Here is an 18,336-nt window from a genome sequence, read left to right as displayed (position 1 = left end):
GTGTTTCACTAGGGGGCGTTTGCAGCGTACGGAAGAATCACGATTTTTCGCTCGGAAAGGACGTTATGATTCGTTTACGCGCCATGCTGGAAGCCGTTACGATGTCGACGATCGTTTTCTCCACAGCTTGCGGTACGCCTCACGTGTTGGGAGTTGCAGGCGCGGCCGTCCCGGCCAAGGCGCCGGCGAGCAGTAACGTCGTTGCCGATCCCAGCTTCGAATCGGGCGGCTTTTCGTACTGGAAGCAATGCGGAACCGTGGCCGCGTCAATCACTAAGCGCGCCTCCCATAGTGGTTCCTATTCCGAGTTCGGCGGCACGCTGGGAACGCCCGAGCTCAAGGGCGATGCCGCGGTCTGCCAACGCGTAACGATTCCGCCATACGGACGGCTATCGTTTTGGCTCAATGCCACCACGACCGACACGCTGCAGTACGCTTGGGAGTCGGCGTCGCTGCTCGGTCCCGACGGCAAACCCGTCGCCACCCTTTATCAGGAAGCCGCCAACACCGCGGGGTGGCAACCCAAGAGCGTCGACGTCAGCGCCTACGCCGGCCGTGAAGTAGACTTGCAGTTCGACGTTCATGGCAACGGTTATCCCAAGGACTACATCGGCGCGTACGTCGACGACGTTTCGCTCGCATCGGGAACGCCCACACCGTCACCTATGCCGTCGCCGACGCCGGTCGCTCCGAGCAAGATCGAACACGTGATCATCGTGCTTCAAGAGAACCGCACGCTCGATAACCTGTTTCACGGGTATCCCGGAGCGGACACGGTGTCGTCGGGCTTAACCAGTTCTGGCAAGCACGTCGACTTGCGTGCCGTCCATCTCATGACGCCGTGGGATCCTTCACACACGTACCACACGTGGCTCACCGAGTATAACGACGGCGCGTTGGACGGATTCGATAAGATCGCCATCGATTACGGATCCGGAGCCCCGGACGATTTCGCGTACTCGTACGCGGAGAAGTCCGACGTGCGTCCGTATTGGCAGCTCGCGAAGGAAGGCGTGCTGGCCGACCGCATGTTCGCCGACCATCGTTCGCAAAGCTTTGCCGGGCATCTCTTCCCGGTCGCCGGCGCGTCCGGTCCGATCGATGCGGACGACCCCGAATACTACGCCGCCGACAACCCGCAGGGCGGTCAGAGCTGCGCGGGACCCGGAACGGGAGAGGCCGTCAACTTAGACACCGGGCGCGAGGACAAGCAATACCATTCGTGCTTCGACTTCCAAACAATTGCCGATCTCATGGATCGCAAAGGCGTCTCCTGGAAACTCTACATCGACGCGGCGTCGCGCACGAGCTACGTCTCCAGCTTCTCGGTCGTCAAGCACATCTACGAAAGCAGCGACTTCACCAACAAGGTCGTCAGCCCGGAAACGACGATCTTCAGCGATATCCAGGGCGGCACGCTGCCGGCGGTTTCCTACGTCATCGGAACGTTCGCAAACTCCGATCATGCCGGACAGAAGGTTCCGAGCAGCAACGGACCGCGCTGGGTCACGAGCGTCTTCAACGCAATCGGCAAGAGCGCGTATTGGAAGAACTCGGTCGTCGTTCTCACCTACGACGACTGGGGCGGCTGGTACGACCACGTGAAGCCGCACACGTTCAATGCCTTTGAAGCCGGTTTCCGCATTCCGCTGGTCATCGTTTCACCATACGCGCGGCGCGGCTACGTGTCGCACCGCGACCATTACATGGGCAGTCTGCTGCACTTCATCGAGGCCAACTGGAACCTGGGTTCGCTGCACACCAGCGATGCTCGCTCCGACGCACTCGACGACTGCTTCGATTTCGCTCAGACGCCGCTGCGCTACGTTCCCGTCGATGCCGGTAATCCGCTGGCCGTTCTCGTCGACGCCGACCTGGACTGGTACGGAACGCACCCCACCGATCCGGCGTTACGCGATTAACGGCGCGCGCTTAGGGCGCGAGGTTCTTCGTAACAACGAATGACCAGGTCGCCGGGCCGGCCACGTTGCCTAACGTCGCGGCAGTGCCTCCATTAGCCAACGGTATCGATACGCCGCCGCCGTAGACCGGAATGACCGCGGGCCAGGCATTGAAGATGTTGTTTCCGGAAATCTGGAACGCCGTGTACGGCGCGATCGGATAGCGCACGGTTGCGTAGCCGAGGCCGAACGCCGGCTCACCATATGAGTTATTGTGTCCGTACAGCGTCATGCCCACCATCGCATAGGCCGAATTGCCAAACGTGTATGAGAGTGACGCGTTCCCTTGCGCGTACGGGATGCGCGTGTTGAGCGATCCGACCGTGCTGCCGAATCCAAAGTATGGCGAGTACGATACGCTACCGATGCCTTCGCCGTTGAGGTTTTGGTTCGCAATGATGTTGAGGTTTTGGTTATACTGGCACTTCGGTCCTGGGTTGCTGCAATAAAAGTATTTCGGAAGATTGAATACGTAGCCGCGCTGCAGCGCGCCGGACAGGTTGAAGCCCCAGCCGACACGCGGCGAGCGCCTGAGGCTCAGCTCGATACCCTGAAAGCGGAAGTTACTGATGTTGGTATTGAGCGCGTAGTAGATGGGCGTCGTTCCGGGCGCTTTCTTCCCGGAACTCGAGACGCACATATAGGAAACTTGGGCGCACGTCAGGCCGCTCGCGGTCGTTTCGCCGAAGTAATGATTGAAGAGATTATTCTCGTACACGTCGGCCGACGCAACCATCGATGAGTCGTGGAACCGGTAATCCGTGCCGAGATCGTAGCCGAACGCCGTCTCCGGGCGCAGCTGACCGCTGTTCCTGGTAAGGGTCGCGATGCCGGTCTGCTGGTCCCACGTCGCCACGTTCGCGGTAATTTGGCTCAGCAGATCCAGGTACGGCGGCGCGATGGCGCTTCCGGCGCCGAATCGCACGGCCACGTTAGAGTTCGGCTGCCACACGAAGCCGGCGCGCGGATCGTTGTGGCCGGTCGTCGTCGTCGCGAAAGTCACGTTCCCGCCGCCGATCGAGCAGTTCGAATATGCGCCCGAGAACGGGCACGAGGTCGCGTACGTGCTGCGATACACGTTGGCATAGTCTGCGAGCGTTGCCGTCACCTGGGGCGACAGCTGCAGGTTACCTTGAAGGTGGAAGGTCGTGAACAACTGCGAGGAACCTTGCGGAATAAAGACGCTCGTGAACGTCGATTGCTCGTACGACTGCGACTGCGTGGTGTTCTGATCGATGCTGAAGATCAACTGGTTTTGCGAGTCGAACGGATGGTCGTACTCGAACGACCAGCCGCCGAGCTTATCGGCTTCAGTTTCGTTGAAGTAATCCTGAAAATAGACGGGAAGCGTCGTACCGTTGTACGTCGCAGTGCTGCTCGAGCGCGAACCCGACGCCCCGAACAGCGTTAGCGGATACGGATCGAGGATGCTCGAATTCTCGCCCTGCTGCGTCGCCCGGTAGATAGACGCGTGATAGTACCGCGCGACGAGCGTATCGACTCCCACGCCGGAGCTAACCTCCGCTTGGAATATCGGCTCGACGTTATTGAGGACGTTCGGCGAACCAGGAAAGACATAATCGACGGCGTGCGGACCGGCTGCTAACGATCCTTTGTAATCCGCGCCGGGTTGGAAGACCGCCTCGGTAATGTTGCCGGTGTTGCCGTTCTGATCCGTCGTCGTCTGCCCGTCGAGATAGCTTACCGTCGCGACGGTGGTCGGCGAAATCCGGTATTGCAGCTTCAAGAGCTCCGAGAGGTTATTGAAGTTGGAGGTCAGCGTATAGCAGCACGCGAGCAGCGAATAGCCGGTTTGGATGTTACTTTCGGTATTGGCGACGTTCGAATACGATTTGTTCCCGGAAAGCGCCGGGCCGCGTGGCGAACCGGCATTACCGCCGCTCGGATCGATCAGGACCTGCGTGCCGTTGAGCGCCGACGGCAAGTTAACGTTGGCCAGTGCGACGACGAAGCCGAGCCGTCCGTCGAGGATCGAGTCCGAGATCGCGACGTCACTCCACCCGCCGCCGTGGTTGTCGACCCCGAACTCGAAGTCCGGCGCCGGAGTCGCCGTGGGATTGCGCGTTCTAAAGTTGAGCGCACCGTTGATCGCGCCGTTGACCTCGACGCCGAAAGCGCCTTGACCCTTCACGACCTCGATATTGCTGAAGAGGAACGGGCTCAAATAACTCGTGATGTAGTCGCCGTAGCTCGATGTTGCCACCGCGTGGCCGTCGATAAACGACGCCGTCTCGTAGGACGCGGCGCCGCGGATCGTCGGCACCGTCACAGATCCGGGCGCGGCCCCGTTGGTCGATCCGCTGGCCAGCGAGATCTGAACTCCGGGGATCTGATTGAGCACTTGGAAGACCTGGTTCTGCGCTTGGTTGGCGAAGTCTTGAGTCGTTACGATTCCGACCGAAGCCGACGTCGTGTTGAAGTGTACTTGTCCGCTCGAACTGGCGACGACGGCGATCGTTTGCAGGGTCGCGACGGCGAGCGCCACGTCGACGCCGGTCTTGATCCCGGCTCCGACGTCGACGTTCGTACGCGAGTACGTTTGGAAGCCGGCTTTGGAAACCGTGATCGAGTACGAGCCTACCGCGACCTCGGGAAAAGCGTATTTCCCGGCGGCGTCGGTAACGGCATCGTAAGATCGCGGTCCGGCGAGCTTCACGTGCGCGCCCGATACCGGCTGGCCGGAGCTATCGGCGACGGTTCCGGCGATCGAACCGGAGGGCACCGGCTGCGCGGCTGTGGGCAGCGCCAGGCCGCACCCTAGCCACGGATTCATGAAGATTGAAAACAGCAAAGCCGTACGCAAAAGCGTCTTAAAGCAAAAGTTCTCCACGGTAGCAGCGTAAGAGTTCCAGACTTAAGGAGTCCTTTTAGAGGGCTTGTGCTTGCGTTAAGAAGACGCGCAAGGCCTCAATGGTTGGGAACTCCGTCTATACTTCGCGTCGAGATTCTGACTGCACGACGCGAGCCCGATCGACAGGAGAATCGCAAGGAGACAGCGTTGCAGGCCGCTACAATGCTTGGGCTTGCGTCAAGAAGACACGCTGCGCGTCGATAGGCATCTCGCCCGAACCGGCCGTGAGGCGCTTGTAGCTGCCGTTTTCCATGAGTTCACGGCTCTTGACGTTGTCGGCGAGCAGCACCGATAGGATCTGCGTGCTGATCGTTTCGGAGATGACCGGATCGAGTACGGGGGTCGCAATCTCCACGCGGCCGTCGAGGTTGCGCCCCATCCAGTCCGCGCTGGCGATGTAGACTTCTCGATCGCCGCCGTTTTCGAAGCTATAGATGCGCGAGTGCTCGAGGAACCGGCCGACGATGCTGCGCACGCGGATGCGCTCGCTGACGCCGGGGACGCCGGGCCGAATCACGCACATGCCGCGGACCAGCATGTCGATCGATACACCAGCCTGCGATGCGCGATAGAGCGCGCGGATCACCTCAGCATCGCTGATATGGTTGAGTTTCACGCGAATGCCCGACGGACGCCCTGCGCGCGCATGTTCGGTTTCGCGCTCGATGAGCGAAAGGATCTCGCGGCGCAAGGTTACGGGAGCCACCCATAAATCTTCGTAATCGGTGACCTTCGAGAACCCGGTCAGAGCGTTGAAGAGCTGGGTAACGTCGGCCCCGAGTTCCGCGCGACACGTCAGGAGACTCAAGTCGGTGTACAAACGGGCCGACTTCTCGTTGTAGTTACCTGTACCAAAGTGCATGTACCGGCGGAGCCCGTCTTCGTCTTCACGAACGACCAGCAGCGATTTGGCATGTACCTTGCGGTTGGCGAAACCGTAAACGACGTGCGCGCCGGCGCGCTCCAGGCGCTTGGCCCATTCGATGTTGTTCTCTTCGTCGAACCGCGCTTTGAGTTCGATGACGACCGCGACCTGTTTCTCGTTCTCGGCCGCCGTCAGCAGGGCGCGAACGATCGGCGAGTTCTTTCCGGAGGTTCGGTACAGCGTCGCTTTGATAGCGAGCACCTTTTCGTCGACGGCCGCCTGCTGAACGAACTGCACGACCGGATCGAACGACTCGTACGGATGATGGAGCACGATGTCGGCTTCTCGAATAGCCGCGAACATATCCGTAGCGCCGATGAGCCGCTTGGGAATCGCCGGCATGAACGGTTTGTCGCGCAGCTGCTCGTAATCCGGCAAGTTGACGATCTGCCACAGATCGTTGACGGCCATGAGCCCGTCGATTTCGTACGAATCGAGGTGCGAGAGATCGAGCGATTCGCAGAGCAGATCCCGCATGTATTCGGGCATCCCACGCTCGACTTCCAAGCGAACGGGTTCGCCGAAGCGGCGGCGGCGCAACTCGGATTCGATCGCACGCAGCAAGTCGTCGGCTTCGTCTTCTTGCAGGTCGAGGTCGGCGTCGCGCGTCACGCGGAACAGGTAGGCATCGCGTACGTGCATGCCGGGGAACAGGCCGTCGAGGTGATGGGCGATCAGATCCTCGAGCAGCACGAAGTGACGCTCGCCGGGCGGCGCCGACTCGATCCCCACGAATCGCGGCAAGGTCGGGGGAATCTTCACACGCGCAAAGTGGAGATCGACGCCGTCGCGCGTCGACTCTTCGAGCTCGACGGCCAGCGACAGCGACAGATTTGAAATGTACGGAAACGGGTGACCGCTATCGACGGCTAGCGGCGTCAGTACCGGAAAGACGTTCTCGTCGAAGGTCCGCTCGAGCGCCAGCTGCGTCTCCTCGTCGAGCTCGGAGATGCGGCGAATACGAATGCCTTCGGCTTCTAATGCCGGCAGCAACTCGTCGTTGAGCAGCCGCATCTGGGTCAGCAGCGAGGCGTGCAGCCGTTCCGAGATCGCAGCCAAGTGTTCGGCCGGCAGCCGGCCGTCGTCGGAGCGCCGCACGACCTGCGCTTCGATCTGCTGCTTGATCGCCGCCACGCGAATCATGAAGAACTCGTCGAGGTTGGTTCCGTAAATCGCCACGAATTTCACCCGCTCGAGGAGCGGATTGCGCGCGTCGAGGCCTTCCTCGAGCACGCGGTCGTTGAACTCCAGCCACGAGAGCTCGCGGCTGATGTACAGCGAGGAATCGTCGAGGGAGATGGCCGGTACGGCGGATTCGGGTCGATTGGGTTTGGCGATCATGCGCATCGTAGGGTTCGCTTCGGAGGAGCAAAACACTACGAGCCTATGTGGACGGACTTGGCAGCCCACGCCGTCGCGCACCTCGGACTAGCGGGCTCCGCCATGGCGCTGGCGCTGGCGGTCGGCCTTCCGGTGGGTGCGCTGGCCGGAAATTTCGGCTCGTTCCGCGGTCTGGCGCTCGGGCTGGCCAGCGTCGGGCGAACCCTTCCCAGCTTGGCCGTCCTGATGCTTCTGCTGCCGCTTTTGGGCGTGGGTGCTACGCCGGCGATCATCGCCCTGGCGCTGCTGGCGATACCGCCGATCGTGATCGCCGTCGATCTCGGTATCCGCGGCGTGCCGGCCGGCGTTCTCGACGCTGCCGCCGGCATGGGAATGACCGCAACGGGCCGCTTCTTCCGCGTCGTCGCGCCGCTGGCGCTGCCGGTCTCCTTCTCAGGCGTTCGAACGGCCGCCATCGAGACGATTGCAAGTGCTACGCTGGCCACGTTCATCGGCGCCGGCGGACTGGGGGACGATATCGTGCGCGGACTGCAGACCAACGATCCGGCGGTATTACTTGCGGGTGCGATCGCCGTCGCCGTATTGGCGCTGGCCGTCGAACTCGCGTTGGGCGCGGTCGGTCGCGTCCTGGAGGCACGCGCGTGATGCTTACGCGCCGGCACGCGCTCGCGACGCTCGCGACGCTTCCGCTGCTCGCGCGCTGTGCGGGCTCGGGTTCGTCGATCCGCGTCGGATCGAAGAACTTTACCGAGTCGTTCGTCATCGCGGAAATTTACGCGCAGGCGCTCGAAGCGGGTGGATTTAACGTCGTACGGCGCTTCAACTTGGGTTCGACGCAGATCGCGATGGCCGCGATGCAGCGCGGCGACATCGATCTCTATCCCGAATACACCGGAACCGCGCTCATCGACGTCCTGCGACGACCGCCGATGCAAGATCCGCAGGCAGTCTACGCGACCGTCTCGCGCGAGTTCGCCAAGCGGTACGATATCGTTTGGCTCAAGGCCTCGCCGATGAACGATTCGCAAGCGCTGGCGACGACGAAGGCGGTCGCGGCGCGCGAACGCATCGCCACGCTGTCGGATTTGGCGGCCAAGGCGTCGTCGCTGCGCCTGGCGACGATTCAAGAGTTCCTCGCGCGCGCCGACGGGCTGCCCGGGCTGCAGCGCGCGTACGGCGGCTTCCATTTCGCACAGGTTCGCACGTACGATATCGCGCTGAAGTACCAAGCGCTGCTGGACGGACAAGCCGACGTTGCGAGCGCGTTCACGACCGACGGAGCAATCGCGACGAACCAACTCGTCGTTTTGCGCGACGATCGCCATTTATGGTCGCCCTATAACGTCGCGCCGGTCGTGCGGCAGCAGACGCTCGCCGCGCATGCGAAGATTGCGATCGTGCTCGACGCGGTATCGCCGCGCATCACCGATGCCGCGGCGCAGCATATGAACGCCGCGGTCGAGTCGGATCACAAGGATCCCGCCGACGTCGCGGCGGCGTTTCTCGCCGGAAAGACCGTTTGAGCGACGTCGCGATTGGTTTCGCGAGCGCGACGGTGCAGTACGCCGGCGCCGACCGCCATGCCGTCGAGGACATTACCTTCGACGTCGCGCCGGGCGAGCTGATCGTGCTGCTCGGGCCGTCGGGATGCGGCAAGTCGACTTTGCTGCGCACCGTCAACCGTCTCGTTCGGCTCGACGCCGGCACCGTTGAGTTCTTTGGCCGCGACGTCGCGGCGACCGATCCGGTCGAGCTGCGCCGGAACATCGGCTACGCCATTCAAGCCGTCGGCCTGTTCGGGCACATGACGGTCGCCGCTAACGTCGGCGTCGTTCCCTCGCTGCTGGGCTGGAGCCGCGACGAGATCGACGCTCGCGTCGACGAGCTGCTCGCGATGGTAGATCTGGATCCGGCACGCTATCGCGATCGCAAACCGCGCCAGCTATCGGGCGGCGAGGCGCAGCGCGTCGGCGTCGCTCGCGCGCTCGCCGCGCGCCCGCGCGCGCTGCTGATGGACGAGCCGTTCGGTGCGGTCGACGCGCTCGTTCGCGCCGAGCTGCAGCGCGAGCTGCTGCGCATCGTGCGCGATCTGCAGACCACGACGCTCTTCGTCACGCACGACGTCGACGAAGCCCTGTTGCTCGCCGACCGCATCGTGGTGATGCAGTTGGGCCACGTCGTGCAGATCGGCGAACCATCGGAGCTGCTCGACCGCCCCGAAAGCGATTACGTTCGAACGCTCTTCCACTCGGGCGACGCACTCTACCGCGAATACTTCCTTCACGTGCGCGCCGAGATGCGCCAACGGTGAACTATCTGATCGAGCATCCCGCGCGAGTGCTAGCGCTCTCCGCCGCGCACGTCGAGCTGGTAGCGGCGGCATTGGTCGTCGCCTGCGCGGTCGCCTTTCCTCTCGGACTGATGGCGGCGCGGCGCCCGCGCATCGCGTCGTGGCTGCTCGGTATGCTCGGCGCCCTTTACACGATCCCCAGCCTCGCACTGCTGGCCGTGCTCGTCGAACTTTTCGGCCTCGGGCCCGCGCCCATCTTCGTCGCGCTGGTTCTCTACGCGCAGTTCATGCTCGCTCGCAACGTCGTGGCCGGCATCAACGGCGTCGATCGCGCGCAAGTCGACGCCGCGCGTGGGCTGGGGATGTCGTCCGCGGAGATCCTGTGGCGCGTCGAAATTCCACAAGCGCTTCCGGTGATGATTGGCGGCGTTCGCGTCGCGGCGATCGCCGCGATTGCGATCGCGACGCTCGGCGGCTACGTCGGAACCAGCGGCTTAGGCGTCCTGATCTTCAACGGCTTGACGTTGCATCAGTCGTCGATGATCGTTGCCGGCAGTCTCGCGGCATCGATGCTGGCGATCGTCGCCGACGCCTTGCTGCGGCTGGTGGAGCGGCGCGCGCGTAACGTCTTCGGGTGAGGATCTTCGCGCAAGAACAGCGCGCCTTGCAGATACGCGAGCGTGCTTTCGGCACCCATGTTCTGATTGAGGCCGTCGCGCGTCAGACCGTCGTAACACGAACCGACGTCTACGTCGGCTAACGCAACTCCGCCGACGTTGTTACCGGTAAACCATTCGAATGCCACCCGGGCGTCGCGGCGATACGAAACGTTGTTCTGCCAGCGCTCCGCGGCGAGGAACACGTCGACCATCGCAGCGGCTTCGAGCGGCTGCTGATCGTAAATTGGACGCTCTTGTCCTTTGCGATACCAGCCCGGCGCACCGACCGGTACGAACATGCCCGACGGCTGCGTCACTTCGACCAAGAACTGCAGCGACTCGAGGCCGGTCTCGCCGAACGACGGCTCGCGCAACGCCGAAGCGGCGCGCAGCATCGCCTCGGGTAGCCGCGCATTGTCGTACGTCAGTTCGGGCTCCCACCACATCCAGCCGGGTTCGGCCGAACGAAGGAACTCGAAACGCATCGAGGCGGCCATGGCGTACAGCGTTTCACGCGCCCATCGGTGCACGTCGGGATCGCTCGAACGATCGGGCACGGGGCGGATCGGCGCGGCGGTATCGGGGTCGACGAGCGCGGCGAGTCCGAGCATCGCATAGGCTCGCGCTCGCGTCGACGTCAACGCGCCGACCGCGTGCGAGATGTTCGCAAGCTGTTGCCACGCCGCGTTGCGCCATCGGGCGTCGACCGCGCACGTCGCGGTGACGCCGAGCGCCCAAATCAACCGTCCGACCGATTCGGGCGACGCGCACTCGTCGGTGAACTCGCCGTCCTTGTCCATCACGTTGTGATAGCACGGCGCGTCGCGCGAGGCGTCGGCGAAGAACTCGATGCAGAGCTCGCCCATGCGCTCGGCAACCGGATCGGCCTGCCCTTCGCGCAAGTACGCCACCGCAACGAGCAGCGCGCGTGCGTTGTCGTCGAGACAGAAACCCGAATCGAGATCGGGCGTCCGGCCGCGCGTAAACTGAATGATGCCGTGATCGCCCATCAGCCGATTGAAATGGACGAGCGAAGGGAGCAACGACTCGCTTGGCACGCGCATCGGCTCGAAGGGTACCGAATGCTGTTCCATGGGCGTTCCTGTACCCGCCCAATTCACCAAGCGAAACTAAATTGTTGCGGCGATCGCTTGCTTGATTTTCTTGATAGCGGGCTCATCGCGCTGATAAAACGTCCACTGCTTGATGCGCTTAGCCTTCAGGAGGCCGGCCTGGACGAGCACCTTGAGATGCTCGCTCGCGGTAGGCTGGCTGACTCCCAGCTTCTCGGCGATGAAGCCGCCGCAGACACCGTCTTTGACGAGATCGCCGTCGACCTGCGGGGGAAAATGCGAACGCGGATCCTTGAGCCAGTCGAGAATCTGAAGACGTCGGTCGTTGGCCAGCGCTCGCAGCGCCAGCTCAATAGGCATATTGCCATTTTGCTAAATCCCTAATAGAATGTCAAGATGAGAACTCAAGAACGCACCGTCGGCCGAGCGGGGATAACCGAGACGGCCGCGCTCATCGCGCCGTACGTCCGGCATACGCCGGTGATGGAAGCGGCCGCGGTTCCCGCGCAGGCGATCCTCAAGCTCGAGCTGCTGCAGCACGCCGGCTCGTTCAAAGCACGCGGGGCGTTTTCCAATTTGCTCTCGCGATCGATCCCGGGCGCCGGCGTCGCCGCCGCATCGGGCGGCAATCACGGAGCCGCGGTCGCATACGCGGCGATGCGCCTGCGCCATCGGGCGCGCATCTTCGTTCCGAGCTCGTCGTCGGCACCCAAAGTCGCACGCATACGGGCGTACGGCGCCGAGCTCGTGCAGACCGGTGACCGTTACGCCGACACGATTGCCGCACACGACGCATACGTGGCCGAATCCGGCGCGCTGGCGGTTCACGCGTTTGATCAGGTGGAAACCATGTTGGGTACCGGAACGCTCGGCCTGGAAATCGAGCAGCAAGTTCCCGAGGTCACGACGATCCTAGTTCCCGTCGGCGGCGGCGGCTTGATTGCCGGCATCGCGGCGTGGTTCGCCGGCACCGGCGTGCGCGTCGTCGGCATCGAGCCGGAAGGTGCGCCGACGCTCGCGCACGCGCTTCGCGCGGGCGGCCCGGTGGACGCACCCGCCGGCAGCGTGGCCTTCGACTCGCTCGCACCGGCACGCATCGGCGACCTCGTCTTTCCGATCGTACGCGACCACGTCGAACGCGCGGTTCTCGTTTCCGACGACGACATCACGAGCGCGCAGCGGCACCTATGGCATCACCATACGCTGGTAGCCGAACCGGGCGGTGCAACCGCGCTGGCCGCGCTGCTGTCGGGACGGTACGTACCGGCCGAGAACGAGCGTATTTGCGTGCTCGTCAGCGGCGGCAACAGCACGGCGGTGAACTTCGCATGATCGAACGCATTGAATCCGGACCGCGCATGAGTAAGGCGGTCGTTCATAACGGCATCATCTATACCGCCGGTCACGTGAACGATACCGCGCCCGACGTCGCCGGCCAGACGCGAGCCATCCTCGCGAAGCTCGAATCGGTTCTGGTACAGGCGGGGAGCGATAAATCGAAGCTGTTATCCGCGACGATCTGGCTGGCCGACGTCGCAACCTTCGATGAGATGAACGCCGTTTGGGATGCCTGGATCTCGCCCGGCAACCCGCCGGCGCGCGCCACCGTCGAAGCGAAGCTCGCGGGCCCGCAGTACCTGGTTGAAATCGCCGTCATCGCAGCACGCTGAACTCTTCACCGGAGAACGTCTATGCAGCTCAAGCCTTTCGCACTCGACATCTGGTTGGACACGTACGCGCACGACGTCCCGTTCAATCTCGCGGCCAGCACCGGACCGGCGTGGACCGCGAACGAGATCCTCGAATTGGCCGGCAATGCCGAGCGCGAACGCTATCTCAACCATCCGCTGACGTACGGGCGCGGTACCGGATCCGACGGTCTGCGCGCGGCGATTGCCGAGATGCACGGCGTCGACAGCGAGTGCGTGCAGGTCGTCACGGGAGCGTCTGAAGCGCTGCTCATCCTGTTCTGGCTCGCCGCATCGCCTGGAGCGAACGTCGTTTTGCCGCAGCCCGGTTTCCCGACGTTCGCGGCATTACCGGAGTCGCTCGGCATCGAGACGCGCTTCTATCGCATCCGGCGAGAGAACGGCTTTCGCATCGACCTCGATGAGATCGAGGCCCTCAGCGACGCCGGCACCAAGCTGATTCTCGTCAACAATCCCCACAATCCCACCGGCGCGACGGTCGGCGACGCCGAGATGCAGACATTGAACGATTTTGCCGCGGTACGCGGCATCACGCTCGTCAGCGACGAGGTTTACCATCCCATCTATCACGCAGGCGCAACGCAATCCGCCGCGAGATTGCCGAACGCCACCGTCATCAGCGATTTTTCGAAAGCGTTTCCACTTGCGGGAACGCGAGCGGGCTGGATCGTCGAACGCGATCCGCAGCGGCGTGAAGCGTACTTGAACGCGCGCCGGTATTTTTCGGTGTCGAACAACGCCGCGGGCGAGATTCTCGCGGAGATCGCGGTACGCGCGCGTCAAACCATTTGGCGCAAGTCGCAAGAGGTCGCAAGCCGCAATCTCGAGACGCTCGACGCGTTCATGACGCAGCGGCGCGATACGTTCGGCTGGATCCGGCCGCTCGGAGGGATGACGGCATTTCCCTGGCTGCTCTCCGGCGACGACGCGCGAGGTTTCTGCCGAACGGCAGCCGATCGCGGCGTGCTCCTCGCACCGGGAGATTGCTTCGGTGCGCCCGATCACTTCCGCATCGGGTTCGCCGCCGCCGGCGACCGATTCGCTGATGCGCTCGAGCGATTAGCCGGGATCGAGCAACTGATCGATCGTGCATTGACGAGGTGACTTGTCGGGGCGCCAGCGCAAGAATCGCGCGGCGTGACGAAAACGGCGGCCGGTCACGTGATCGAACGACACTTCGACGACGATCTTCGGTTCGACGGCAAACCATTCGCTGGCCTCACCGCCTTTGCGCCAGCGGCTAGGACCGCCCGGAATCGCGCGCGTGAAGCTGTGCTCCGTGACGAGCGGGCGCAGCAGTTCGCCGGCGCGTTTACGCTCGGCGGCATCCATGCTGCCGATGAAACCGACGTGATCGAGCTCCTTTCCGTCGTACAAGCCGAGCAGCAGCGACGCGATCGCGCCGGTCTTGCCGCCGCGAAACCCGCCGATCACGCAGTCGGCGGTATACGCGCGCTTGATCTTGACCGCGCCGTCGCGGCTTCCAAAGGCGTAGGCCAGATCGATGCGCTTTGCAATAACGCCGTCGAGGCGCGCGAGATCGCCCGCCAGCCACTCGGCGGCAACTTCGGCGTCGACGGTCGCCGGTGACGGCACGATCGCGCGATTGCCTTTAAGGTAGCGCGCTGCGAACGCCTCCAATCGCTCGCGCCGCTCTTCGAGCGGCCGCTCGTAAATCGAGGCGTTTTTCTCATCTACGAGCAGATCGAAGACGGTGTACGTCACCGGCGTCGACTGCGCGAGCATCTTCACGCGGCTTTCGGCGGGATGAATGCGCTGCAGCAGCAGGTCGAAGTCGAACCCGCCTTCGCTTTGCACGAAGATCTCGCCGTCGAGCACGAATCGCTGCGCTTTGAGTGCGAGCAATGCGGCGGTGAGTTCGGGAAAGTAGCGCGTCAGCGATTGCCCCGACTTCGACTCGAGCTCGACGTCGCCGCCGTCTCGAAACGCGACGCACCGGAAGCCGTCCCACTTCGGTTCGTACTGCCAACTCTCGCCTTCGGGAAGGCGCGCGACTTGGCGCGTCTCCATCGGCTCGATCGGCGGCCGCAGCGCCAGCTCTTTAAACCTCGACATCGCTCACCCCGAGCTTCTTCGCCAGCGCGATGAGGTCGAAGCGTCCGCGCTTATTCTCCAGCGGCGCCCAGAGGTCGCCGACCCGCTCCACGCGTTCGGGAACGTCGAACATCGTGAAATCCGACGACTCGCAGCCGCGTTCGACTTCCTCCCATTCCAGCGGAGTCGAGACCATCGCTTCTTCGTTCGGGCGAACCGAATAGACCGACGCGAGCGTGCGGCCAAACGAGTTCTGATTGTAATCGAGCAGAACCCGGCCTTTCGGCCGCTTGGCGACGCGGTACTCGACGATGAGCAAATCCTTATGCGCTTGTGCAATCGCGTGCGAGAGCGCTTTGGCGACCGCCCAGACGCCGTGCTGCGTCGGCCCGCGTTTGATCGCGACGTAGACGTGCATGCCTTTGCTGCCGGTCGTCTTGACGTACGGCGTCATGCCCAGAGACGCAAAAACGTCGCGCACGATGAGCGCCGCCTCGCGAACCGCTTCGAAAGGTGCACCGAACGGATCGAGGTCGATGTGCAGATAATCCGGATGATTGTAGTCCGAGCACGGTGCGTACCACGGATTGAGATCGATGCAGCCGAGATTGACGACCCAAAGAAGCGCCGCTTCGTCGTCGATGATGGGAAAGTTAATGACGTTTCCGGAGCCGTGCTCGATCGCGCACGTTTCGATCCACTCCGGACGCGGCGACGGCGCCCGCTTCATAAAGAAGAAATCGCCGGTCGCGCCGTTGGGATAGCGCTTCATGACCATTGCCTTGCCCGCAATGTGCGGCAGCAGCGCCGGCGCGACGCGCAGGTAGTAGCGCAGCAAGTCGCCTTTGGTCAGCTGGAGCTTGGGGAAAAAAATTTTGTTGAGGTTCGTCAGCGCGACGTTGCGTCCGCCAACTCGAACGGTCGCGTCATTGGGACCCTTCGGAACGAGCGATGCGGCGGCGCCCGCCGGTTTACCCTCGAACCAATAGATTGACGCTGAATTTACCGGCGCGATCGGACCACGACTGCGCGGCCTTGAATCCGGCTGCCGCAGCGAGCTTCGTCACGTCGCTTTGCGCGAATTTGTACGCCGACTCGGTGTGAATCCGCTCGCCCTCCGCAAACTCGACGTCGAGCTTGATTTTGCCGACGCGGACCTTCGCGGCGCGCTTGGCGACCAAAAACGACTTGACGGCGCCGTGCGCTTCATCGTACTGCGCGCGGTAGTCGAAGTTCTTCGCGTCGAAGTTCGCGCCGAGTTCCCGATTCATGCGCGCGAGCAGATTCCGATTGAACGCAGCCGTTACGCCGGCAGGGTCGTCGTAGGCGAGTTCCAGTACGGCGGGATCTTTCTTCAGATCCGTCCCGACGAGCAATCCGTCGCCGGGGCGCAGCGCATCGCGCAGCAGCGAAAGAATCGCGACGGCTTGGTCGGGCTCGTAGTTGCCGATGTTAGAGCCCATGAACATGGCTAGCGCGCGACGATCGAACCGGAGCGCGCGCGAAGCCAGCACGTCGAAGTAGTCGCCGGCATACGCTCGAACGGTCAATCCCGGATACGCGTCGACGAGCGCGAGCGACGACGCGCGCAGCGCTTCGGTGGAGATGTCGATCGGGCTGTAACGCAGACGTCCTTGGACGCGCAACGCTTCTTCGATCAGCAGCCGCGTCTTGACCGCGCTGCCGCTTCCGAGCTCGAGGAAATCGATGGGGGCATCCAGCACGCGAACGATCTGCCAGCCACACTCCCGCAGAATTTCGGTTTCGGCGCGCGAGAGGTAGTACTCGGGCAATACCGTTATGGCGTCGAAGAGCGCCGAGCCGACTTCGTCGTACAGGTATTTCGAGGAGAGCCGCTTCGGGCTCGCGGTTAAACCGGCCGCAACGTCTTGGGCAAACGTCGGCCTGCCCGCGGTATGCGGTACCTCGATGAGCTCAAAACGGTCCGAGACCGACGTGACGGCGCGGCGCATGGTCCTCTCCCTAATACCCCAAAACCCAGTGCGGTTTCAACCCTCAATCGCTTTTTTATCTGGCGGCAGAGGCTTCCGGGAGCCCGCGTAGGCGCGAGTGTCTAAACCCGTAGGCCAGATACACGACCAGGCCGATGACGAACCACACCGCGTAGCGGACCCACGTGCCGACTTGCAGCTGCGTGATCAAAAACAAGCATGCCAGCGCACCCGCCGATGCAAAAAACGGAAGCAGAGGAGCCCTAAACGGCCGCGCAGCGTGCGGATGAATCGCGCGAAGTGCCAAGACTCCGGCACAAACGATCGCAAACGCCACCAAAGTACCGATGTTGGTCAGTGCGAGCAGATCGGGCAGCGGGAAAACGGCCGCGAGCATCGTCACCAGAACGCCCGTGACGATCGTCATGCGAGCAGGCGTACGAAACAACGGATGAATCGCCGCGACCGCCGGCGGCAGCATGCGATCGCGCGCCATCACGTAAAAAATGCGTACTTGCCCGAGCAGCGACGTGATCGCAACGGTCGTATTCCCCGCGATGCCGCCGATGGCCACGATCCAATAGATCCCCTGGCTCTTGTTCACCGCCGATAGCGCGTCGAGCATCGCGGCGCCGTCGGAAAGCTTCGCGAACGGCATCGCGCCGACGGTGCAGAACGTCAGTGCGACGTAGAGAATTCCGCCGACGATCAGCGCCAAAATGATGCCGATCGGCACGTCGCGCTCGGGACGCTTCGCCTCTTCCGAGGCGACCGTCACCGTGTCGAATCCGATGTAGGCGAAGAACACCAGCGCGGTGCTCATGAAGATTCCGTGCACGCCGAACGGCGCGATCGGATGCAGGTTTGCCGGCGAAACGGCCGGCGCGACGACCGCAATGAAGACCACCATCGAAACGATCTGCACGACGACCAGCGCACCGTTGACGCCGGCGGATTCCCGAATGCCGATCGCGACGAGCGCGGTGATCAGCAGGGTCACGATCGCCGCCGGCACGTCGAACTGCCAGTGACCGCCCGCGCCCAAGTTCGCGGTTTGCGCCCACGCCGGGAACGTTATGCCGATGCTTGCGAGCAGGTGTTGAAAGTAGTCCGAGAGCGACGACGCGGTCGGCGCGACCGAAACGCCGTACTCCAAAATGAGATCCCACCCGATGACCCACGCGACGAGCTCGCCGAGCGTGGCGTACGCGTACGTGTACGCGCTGCCCGCGACGGGAACCATCGCGGCGAACTCGGCGTAACACAGCGCAACGCAGATGCTCACGAGTCCCGAGAGTACGTAGCCGAAGATGACGCCCGCGCCGGCGAGATGCGCACCGCTTCCGATCGTGGGAAAGATGCCGCCCAGCATGGTTCCCAAGCCGATCGCCGTGAGCGCCGGCCAGCCCAGCGCCCGCCGCAGCGTCGGTCCTTCGCGCTCCGGCGTCGTCCACGCAAGCGGCTGACGCGCGAAAAGCTGACGAAGCGGGCTCAAGCGT

The 18,336-nt window shown here is 63.2% G+C and carries 16 protein-coding genes; 8 read left to right on the top strand and 8 right to left on the bottom strand.

The features are described 5' to 3' along the window. Positions 1–65: 65 nt before the first annotated feature. Positions 66–1,922 carry an alkaline phosphatase family protein gene (locus VGG89_07085; GenBank protein HEY1976288.1) on the top strand — a complete coding sequence of 619 codons (1,857 nt, stop codon included), beginning with the start codon at positions 66–68 and terminating at the stop codon, positions 1,920–1,922. Between the two features lie 10 nt (positions 1,923–1,932). On the opposite strand, the gene VGG89_07080 is transcribed toward VGG89_07085, so the two are convergent. Together VGG89_07080 and ppk1 are read right to left on the bottom strand one after the other, a co-directional pair. Continuing rightward, positions 1,933–4,755 (bottom strand): TonB-dependent receptor, encoded by a 2,823-nt coding sequence (locus VGG89_07080; protein ID HEY1976287.1) that lies wholly within the window; start codon positions 4,753–4,755, stop codon positions 1,933–1,935. Between the two features lie 235 nt (positions 4,756–4,990). Continuing rightward, positions 4,991–7,105, bottom strand: coding sequence for a polyphosphate kinase 1 (gene ppk1, locus VGG89_07075; GenBank protein ID HEY1976286.1), 2,115 nt, complete (start codon positions 7,103–7,105; stop codon positions 4,991–4,993). A 39-nt stretch (positions 7,106–7,144) separates the two neighbouring features. On the opposite strand from ppk1, the gene VGG89_07070 reads away from it, so the two are divergent. The 4 genes from VGG89_07070 to VGG89_07055 are packed head-to-tail and all read left to right on the top strand — an operon-like array spanning position 7,145 to position 10,027. After that, positions 7,145–7,744 (top strand): ABC transporter permease subunit, encoded by a 600-nt coding sequence (locus VGG89_07070; GenBank protein ID HEY1976285.1) that lies wholly within the window; start codon positions 7,145–7,147, stop codon positions 7,742–7,744. Continuing rightward, on the top strand, positions 7,744–8,622 hold the full coding sequence (locus tag VGG89_07065; GenBank protein HEY1976284.1) for a glycine betaine ABC transporter substrate-binding protein: 879 nt from the start codon (positions 7,744–7,746) through the stop codon (positions 8,620–8,622). Before VGG89_07070 ends, VGG89_07065 begins: the two co-directional genes overlap by 1 nt. Then, a complete protein-coding gene (locus tag VGG89_07060; protein HEY1976283.1) occupies positions 8,619–9,410 on the top strand; it encodes an ATP-binding cassette domain-containing protein in 792 nt (263 codons plus the stop codon). The genes VGG89_07065 and VGG89_07060 overlap by 4 nt, the downstream gene beginning before the upstream one ends. After that, positions 9,407–10,027: an ABC transporter permease gene (locus tag VGG89_07055; GenBank protein ID HEY1976282.1), complete on the top strand. Its 621-nt coding sequence runs from the start codon at positions 9,407–9,409 to the stop codon at positions 10,025–10,027. Before VGG89_07060 ends, VGG89_07055 begins: the two co-directional genes overlap by 4 nt. Here VGG89_07055 and VGG89_07050 read toward each other — a convergent pair. Both VGG89_07050 and VGG89_07045 read right to left on the bottom strand, forming a co-directional pair. Then, positions 9,919–11,142, bottom strand: coding sequence for a hypothetical protein (locus VGG89_07050; GenBank protein HEY1976281.1), 1,224 nt, complete (start codon positions 11,140–11,142; stop codon positions 9,919–9,921). The two genes, VGG89_07055 and VGG89_07050, sit on opposite strands and share 109 nt — an antisense overlap. Before the next feature lie 36 nt (positions 11,143–11,178). Then, positions 11,179–11,481 (bottom strand): metalloregulator ArsR/SmtB family transcription factor, encoded by a 303-nt coding sequence (locus VGG89_07045; GenBank protein HEY1976280.1) that lies wholly within the window; start codon positions 11,479–11,481, stop codon positions 11,179–11,181. A 36-nt stretch (positions 11,482–11,517) separates the two neighbouring features. Between VGG89_07045 and VGG89_07040 the strand changes: the two genes are divergently transcribed. The 3 genes from VGG89_07040 to VGG89_07030 are packed head-to-tail and all read left to right on the top strand — an operon-like array spanning position 11,518 to position 13,934. Then, positions 11,518–12,453 (top strand): threonine/serine dehydratase, encoded by a 936-nt coding sequence (locus VGG89_07040; GenBank protein ID HEY1976279.1) that lies wholly within the window; start codon positions 11,518–11,520, stop codon positions 12,451–12,453. Beyond that, a complete protein-coding gene (locus tag VGG89_07035; GenBank protein ID HEY1976278.1) occupies positions 12,450–12,791 on the top strand; it encodes a RidA family protein in 342 nt (113 codons plus the stop codon). Before VGG89_07040 ends, VGG89_07035 begins: the two co-directional genes overlap by 4 nt. A gap of 21 nt (positions 12,792–12,812) precedes the next feature. Next, the gene (locus VGG89_07030) at positions 12,813–13,934 is read left to right on the top strand and encodes an aminotransferase class I/II-fold pyridoxal phosphate-dependent enzyme (GenBank protein ID HEY1976277.1); all 1,122 of its coding nucleotides are present in this window, start codon (positions 12,813–12,815) and stop codon (positions 13,932–13,934) included. On the opposite strand, the gene VGG89_07025 is transcribed toward VGG89_07030, so the two are convergent. The 4 genes from VGG89_07025 to VGG89_07010 all read right to left on the bottom strand — a co-directional run bounded on the left by VGG89_07025 (position 13,890) and on the right by VGG89_07010 (position 18,332). Further along, positions 13,890–14,906: an ATP-dependent DNA ligase gene (locus VGG89_07025; protein ID HEY1976276.1), complete on the bottom strand. Its 1,017-nt coding sequence runs from the start codon at positions 14,904–14,906 to the stop codon at positions 13,890–13,892. The two genes, VGG89_07030 and VGG89_07025, sit on opposite strands and share 45 nt — an antisense overlap. Further along, positions 14,893–15,723 (bottom strand): hypothetical protein, encoded by an 831-nt coding sequence (locus VGG89_07020; GenBank protein ID HEY1976275.1) that lies wholly within the window; start codon positions 15,721–15,723, stop codon positions 14,893–14,895. The genes VGG89_07025 and VGG89_07020 overlap by 14 nt, the downstream gene beginning before the upstream one ends. Positions 15,724–15,856: 133 nt before the next feature. After that, positions 15,857–16,858, bottom strand: a complete 1,002-nt coding sequence (gene egtD, locus VGG89_07015) for an L-histidine N(alpha)-methyltransferase (protein HEY1976274.1) — start codon at positions 16,856–16,858, stop codon at positions 15,857–15,859. A 55-nt stretch (positions 16,859–16,913) separates the two neighbouring features. After that, the gene (locus VGG89_07010) at positions 16,914–18,332 is read right to left on the bottom strand and encodes an amino acid permease (GenBank protein ID HEY1976273.1); all 1,419 of its coding nucleotides are present in this window, start codon (positions 18,330–18,332) and stop codon (positions 16,914–16,916) included. Positions 18,333–18,336: the final 4 nt, after the last annotated feature.

This window comes from Candidatus Baltobacteraceae bacterium (genome assembly GCA_036488875.1).
In the GTDB taxonomy this organism is placed as follows: domain Bacteria; phylum Vulcanimicrobiota; class Vulcanimicrobiia; order Vulcanimicrobiales; family Vulcanimicrobiaceae; genus JAFAHZ01.
The sequence above is the reverse complement of the archived record's forward strand: the minus strand, read 5'-3'. Positions and strand labels throughout refer to the sequence as shown.